Origin of the sequence: Microbacterium sp. 13-71-7 (assembly GCF_002257455.1) — a bacterium.
In the GTDB taxonomy this organism is placed as follows: domain Bacteria; phylum Actinomycetota; class Actinomycetes; order Actinomycetales; family Microbacteriaceae; genus Microbacterium.
Genome location: NZ_NCKN01000240.1, coordinates 1 through 5,694 on the forward strand (window position 1 = coordinate 1; position 5,694 = coordinate 5,694).

5 protein-coding genes are annotated in these 5,694 nt (G+C 70.6%); 1 reads left to right on the plus strand and 4 read right to left on the minus strand.

The features are described from left to right. The 4 genes from B7X32_RS17590 to nusA all read right to left on the minus strand — a co-directional run. Positions 1-167: ribosome-binding factor A (locus B7X32_RS17590; protein WP_292722587.1), on the minus strand; the 167-nt coding region annotated here is incomplete at its 3' end. A 142-nt stretch (positions 168-309) separates the two neighbouring features. Next, positions 310-3,090: a translation initiation factor IF-2 gene (gene infB, locus B7X32_RS17595; RefSeq protein ID WP_292722577.1), complete on the minus strand. Its 2,781-nt coding sequence runs from the start codon at positions 3,088-3,090 to the stop codon at positions 310-312. A 59-nt stretch (positions 3,091-3,149) separates the two neighbouring features. Further along, positions 3,150-3,440, minus strand: coding sequence for a YlxR family protein (locus tag B7X32_RS17600; RefSeq protein ID WP_292722579.1), 291 nt, complete (start codon positions 3,438-3,440; stop codon positions 3,150-3,152). A 35-nt stretch (positions 3,441-3,475) separates the two neighbouring features. Beyond that, a complete protein-coding gene (gene nusA, locus B7X32_RS17605) occupies positions 3,476-4,465 on the minus strand; it encodes a transcription termination factor NusA (protein WP_292722582.1) in 990 nt (329 codons plus the stop codon). A gap of 142 nt (positions 4,466-4,607) precedes the next feature. Here nusA and B7X32_RS17610 point away from each other — a divergent pair. Continuing rightward, positions 4,608-5,694 (plus strand): FAD-dependent oxidoreductase (locus B7X32_RS17610; RefSeq protein ID WP_292722584.1); only part of this gene is annotated, 1,087 nt, incomplete at its 3' end.

Consider the following 5,694-nt stretch of genomic DNA (forward strand, 5'->3'; position numbering starts at 1 on the left):
GTGCCCAGCACGGTGTAGAACGCGGACGCGTGCTGCAGGTCACCCGTGACGCGCACGTCGGTGATCGTCACGAAGCCGAGGCGCGGGTCGCGCAGCCCCTTCTCCAGCCGCTCGGCGAGGATGACGCGGATCCGATCCGCGAGTCGTGCCTGTCGTTCTCCGGCCATGTCCTTACCCTCTCACTTCTCTCTTCCGCACGGCGATACGGGCGGAGCCTGAGGCACCCTGTGACGGCCGTCGGGGCGTCCGCGAAGCGGACCGGGGCCCCGTAAGGTCGGCACAGGGTGCCTCAGGCGTTCCGATGCGCGATCAGGCGCGCGGCTTCTCCACCATCTCGGTGGTCTCGATCTCGTCGCCGACCTGGATGTCGTTGTACTTGCCCAGGCCGATACCCGCCTCGAAGTCCGTGCGGACCTCGGTGACGTCGTCCTTGAAGCGGCGCAGCGACTCGATGGCCAGACCATCGGCGAGGACGATGCCGTCGCGGATGACGCGAGCCTTGGCGTTGCGCGTGATCGTTCCCGACCGCACGATGACACCGGCGATGTTGCCGAACTTCGAGGAGCGGAACACCTCGCGGATCTCGGCGACACCCGACTGGACCTCTTCGAACTCCGGCTTGAGCATGCCCTTGAGGGAGTTCTCGATCTCGTCGATCGCGTTGTAGATGACCGAGTAGAACCGCACGTCCACGCCCTCGCGGGACGCGGCCTCGCGGGCCTTCGGGTCAGGGCGGACGTTGAAGCCCACGATGATCGCGTTGTCGATCGTCGCCAGGTTCACGTCCGACTCGGTGACCGCGCCCACACCGCGGTGGATGATGCGCAGCTGCACGGAGTCGTCGACCTCGATCTTGAGCAGCGACTCCTCCAGCGCCTCGACGGCACCGGACACGTCGCCCTTGATGATGAGGTTGAGCGTCTCGACCTTGCCCTCTTCGAGAGCACGGGTGAAGTCCTCGAGCGAGATGCGCTTGCGGGCCTTGGCCAGCTGGGCGTTGCGCTCGACGGCTTCGCGCTTCTCCGCGATCTGACGGGCCATGCGGTCTTCCTCGGTCACGATGAAGACGTCGCCGGCGCGCGGGACCGAGTTCAGACCCTGCACCTGGACCGGACGGGAGGGCGCTGCGGCCTCGACCGCGTCGCCGTTCTCGTCGATCATGGCGCGGACGCGTCCGTAGGCGGTGCCCGCGACGATCGCGTCACCGATCCGGAGGGTTCCGGACTGGATCAGCACGGTCGCGACCGAACCGCGGCCCTTGTCCAGCTTCGCCTCGATGGCGATGCCTCGCGCGGCCTTGTTCGGGTTCGCGGTGAGGTCCAGACCGGCGTCCGCGGTGAGCAGCACGGCATCCAGGAGCTCCTGGATTCCGGTGTTCGCCCGCGCCGAGACGTCGACGAAGATGACGTCTCCGCCGTACTCCTCTGCGACCAGTCCGTACTCGGTGAGCTGCTGACGCACCTTGGCCGGGTTGGCCTCGGGCTTGTCGACCTTGTTGACCGCGACCACGATCGGCACGTTGGCCGCCTGGGCGTGGTTCAGCGCCTCGACCGTCTGCGGCATGATGCCGTCGTCGGCCGCGACCACGAGGATCGCGATGTCGGTCACCTGCGCACCACGGGCACGCATGGCGGTGAACGCCTCGTGACCCGGGGTGTCGATGAAGGTGATCGCGCGCTCGATGCCCTCGTGCTCGGTCCACACCTGGTACGCACCGATGTGCTGGGTGATGCCGCCCGCCTCGCCCTCGATGACGTTGGTCTGGCGGATCGCGTCGAGCAGTCGGGTCTTACCGTGGTCGACGTGGCCCATGACGGTGACCACCGGGGGACGGATCTCGAGGTCGTCCTCGCTCTCCGCCTCCAGCTCGGCCTCGAGGTCGAGACCGAAGCCCTCGAGGAGCTCTTTGTCCTCGTCCTCGGGCGAGACCATCTGGATGGTGTAGCCGAGCTCGGCGCCGAGGACCTCGAACGTCGCCTCGTCCAGCGACTCGGTGGCCGTGGCCATCTCGCCGAGGTTGAACAGGATCGTCACGAGCGTGCCGGGCTGCACGGTGTAGCCGCGCAGGGCCTCGAGCTTGTCCGCGAAGTCCGCGATCGATGCGCCACGGCGCAGGCGGATGATCTCGCCGTTGCCCTTGGAGACGTTGACGCCGCCGACGACCGGCGCCGACCGCATCTCGAATTCCTGCCGCTTCGCCCGCCGCGACTTGCGCTGCTTGCTCTTGCCGCCGCCCTTGCCGAATGCGCCGGCAGTACCGCCGCCGGGGCCGCGGCCGCGGCCGCCACCACCGCCGGGACGACCGGCGAAACCGCCGGCCGGAGCGCCGCCGGGGCGCTGGAAGCCACCGCCCGCGCCGGCACCGGCGCCGCCGGGACGGCCGGGACCACCGGTGCGCTGCTGGAACGGAGCGCCGGGACGACCGCCGCCACCGGGACGACCAGGACCGCCGGCACGTCCGCCCGGACCCGGGCGGGGTGCGCCGATGCGCGGGGATCCGGGGCGCGGAGCCTGCGGACGCGGGATGTTGCCCGGCGTCGGGCGCTGGCCCATGCCCTGCTGCGAGGCGAACGGGTTGTTGCCCGGACGCGGACCTGCCGGACGCGATCCCATGCCCTGCTGCGAGGAGAACGGGTTGTTGCCCGGACGCGGTGCGCCGGGGCGCGGGGCGCCGGAGCCACCGGGCTTGGGCGCGGAGGACTTCTCCGCGGCGGGCGCAGCCGGAGCGGCCGGCGCGGCCGGAGCAGCGGGCTGCTCCGCGGCCGGAGCCGGAGCCGGGGCGGTCTCAGCGGGCTTGGCCGGTCCCGGCTTGGGGCCGGGGGTCGGCGCCTTGGGGCCGGGCTTGGGCGCGCCGGAGGACGCCGCGGCCGGCGTGGCGCCGGCGGGCTTCGCCGAGGGGGCGGTCGCGGACGCGGCGCCGGTCGGCTTGTCGGCCTCGATGGCGGCGCGCAGCTTGCGTGCGACCGGAGGCTCGATCGTGGATGAGGGGGACTTCACGAACTCGCCGAGCTCCTTGAGCTTCGCGAGTGCGAACTTGCTGTCGACGCCGAGTTCAGCGGCGATCTCATGCACGCGTGGTTTACCAGCCACAATTCTCCTGTCAGGGTCGGTCCGCCCTGGCAGGGCAGACCACTAGTCGCGGACGGGTCTCATTTCGAGCCGTTCACTTTGTTTCCATAGCCGTTCAGCCGTTTCTCGAGGGTCTGCGTATTCTCTGCTTCCGGGAATTCCATTGCAGCGGACACACGGAGCGCACGGGCGAAGGCGCGTCTCCGCAGAGCGGTGTCCACGCACTCCGGTGCCGGATGCACCCACGCACCCCGCCCCGGCAGCACGGCCTGCTCGTCGAAGACGAGCTCACCGTTCCGGATTGCCACCCTGAGCAGGGCGGTGCGAGATGCACGAGCGCGGCAACCGACACACGTTCGTACGGACTCCATCTTACACCTCGGGCGCAGCAGGCGAACGCGGCCGCTCAGGCGCCGTCGAGGATCGAGTCCGGCTGGATGTCGATCTTGGCGCCGGTGAGCTTGGCGGCGAGGCGGGCGTTCTGGCCCTCCTTGCCGATCGCGAGCGACAACTGGTAGTCGGGGACCAGTGCGCGCACGGCCTTGGTGCCGGAGTCGAGCACGAACGCGCTGGTCACCTTCGCGGGCGACAGCGCGTGCGCGACGAACGTCGCCAGATCCTGGTGGTAGTCGACGATGTCGATCTTCTCCCCCGCCAGCTCCTCGGTGACCGCGCGGACGCGTCGGCCCATCTCGCCGATGCATGCGCCCTTGGCGTTGATGGCCGGGTCGTTCGCCTTCACCGCGATCTTGCTGCGGTGTCCGGCCTCGCGGGCCAGCGCGACGATCTCGACCAGGCCCGCGGCGATCTCCGGCACCTCGAGCGCGAACAGCTTGCGCACGAGTCCGGGGTGCGTGCGGGACACGGTGATCGCCGGGCCCTTCATGCCCTTCGCGACAGAGGTCACGTAGACGCGGATGCGCGTGCCGTGCGCGTACTCCTCGCCGGGGACCTGCTCCTCGGGAGGGAGGATGGCCTCGACGGACCCGAGGTCGACGTGGATCATGCGCGGGTTCGGTCCCTGCTGGATCACGCCGGCGACGATGTCGCCCTCCTTGCCGCGGAACTCGCCGAGCACGGCGTCGTCTGCGATGTCGCGCAGACGCTGGCCGATGACCTGCTTGGCGGCGAAGGCGGCGATGCGGCCGAAGTCGTCCGGCGTTGAGTCCTCCTCGCCGATGATCGCGCCCTCTTCGTCGCGCACGGGGACCATCACGCTCACGTGCCCGGTCTTGCGGTCGAGGTCGACGCGGGTGCCCTCGGTCAGCACGCCCTCCTGGGAGTCGTGCTTGGCGTAGGCGGTCAGGACGGCCTGCTCGATGATCGCGATCAGCTCGTCGAAGGGAATCTCCTTCTCCCGCTCGATCGTGCGCAGCAACCCGAGATCGATATCCATGACGGCCTCCCTGTTCAGCTCTCGTCGGCGCGCACCCGCACGCACGACATCCGTACAACGATACCCTGGCCGGACCCGCCTCGGCGAAGTCCCCCGGTCGGGGGTCCGAGATGCGACGGCGAGGACGCCCCGAGGAGGACCTGTGCCCGAGTTCGACACCATCGTCATCGGCGCCGGCATGTCCGGCGCGACCGCGGCGCGACTGCTCGCCGATGCCGGACAGCGCGTGGTGGTGCTGGAGGCGCGGGACCGGGTCGGCGGGCGCATGCACACCGACCGCGCCGCGGGCTTCTCCGTCGACCTCGGCGCCTCCTGGATCCACGGGATCCGGGATTCCCGCCTGTGGGAGCTCGCGCAGGCGCTGGACGTGCCGACGATCGAGTTCACGGTCGGCAGCTTCCAAGCCGGCGGGCGCCCCATCGCCGACTTCGACGGTGCGGGGAACCGCATGTCCGCGGCCGAGAGCGCGCGATGGGTCGCCGACGTCGCGACGGCCGACCGCGCACTCGAGGAGGCGATCTCCCGGTCCGCGCCCGGCGACACCTACCTCGACGTGACGGAGCGCGCCCTTGACGCGCTCGAGCGGCGCGAGGACGCCCTGGATCCCGAGCGCATCGACGAGATCCGCGAGTTCTTCCGGCACCGCGTCGAGGAGCAGTGCGGCGCGTGGATCGGCGACCTCGACGCCCACGGGCTCGACGAGGACGCGATCGACGGGGACGAGGTCGTGTTCCCCCAGGGCTACGACGAGCTGCCGCAGCGCATCGCGGCCGAGCTGGACGTGCGGCTCGAGCAGGTGGTGCGGCGGATCGCGCGCGCCGCCGACGGCGTCCGCGTCGAGACCGACCGGGGCGTCTTCACCGCGGCGCAGGCCGTCGTCACCGTGCCGCTGGGCGTGCTGAAGGCGGGCGCGATCGCCTTCGAGCCCTCCCTGCCCGCCGAGGTCGCGGATCCGATCGCACGGCTCGGCATGGGCGTGTTCAACAAGGTGTTCCTGCAGTTCCCGGAACGGTTCTGGGAGGACGGGGTCTACGCGATCCGCGCTCTCGGCGAGCCCGGCGAGCACTGGCACTCCTGGTACGACGTGTCGGCGATCAGCGGCCTGCCGACCCTGCTCACGTTCGCGGCCGGTCCCTTCGGGCGGCACGTGCAGACGCTCACGGACGACGAGGCGGCAGCTGATGCGGTGGCGGCGCTGAGACGCCTCTACGGCGCGGCCGTCCCGGATC

Excerpts from the sequence above, each read along its gene's own strand:
- B7X32_RS17600 (WP_292722579.1), bottom strand. The coding sequence starts at position 3,440 with ATGGAGTCCGTACGAACGTGTGTCGGTTGCCGCGCTCGTGCATCTCGC.
- nusA (WP_292722582.1), bottom strand. The coding sequence starts at position 4,465 with ATGGATATCGATCTCGGGTTGCTGCGCACGATCGAGCGGGAGAAGGAG.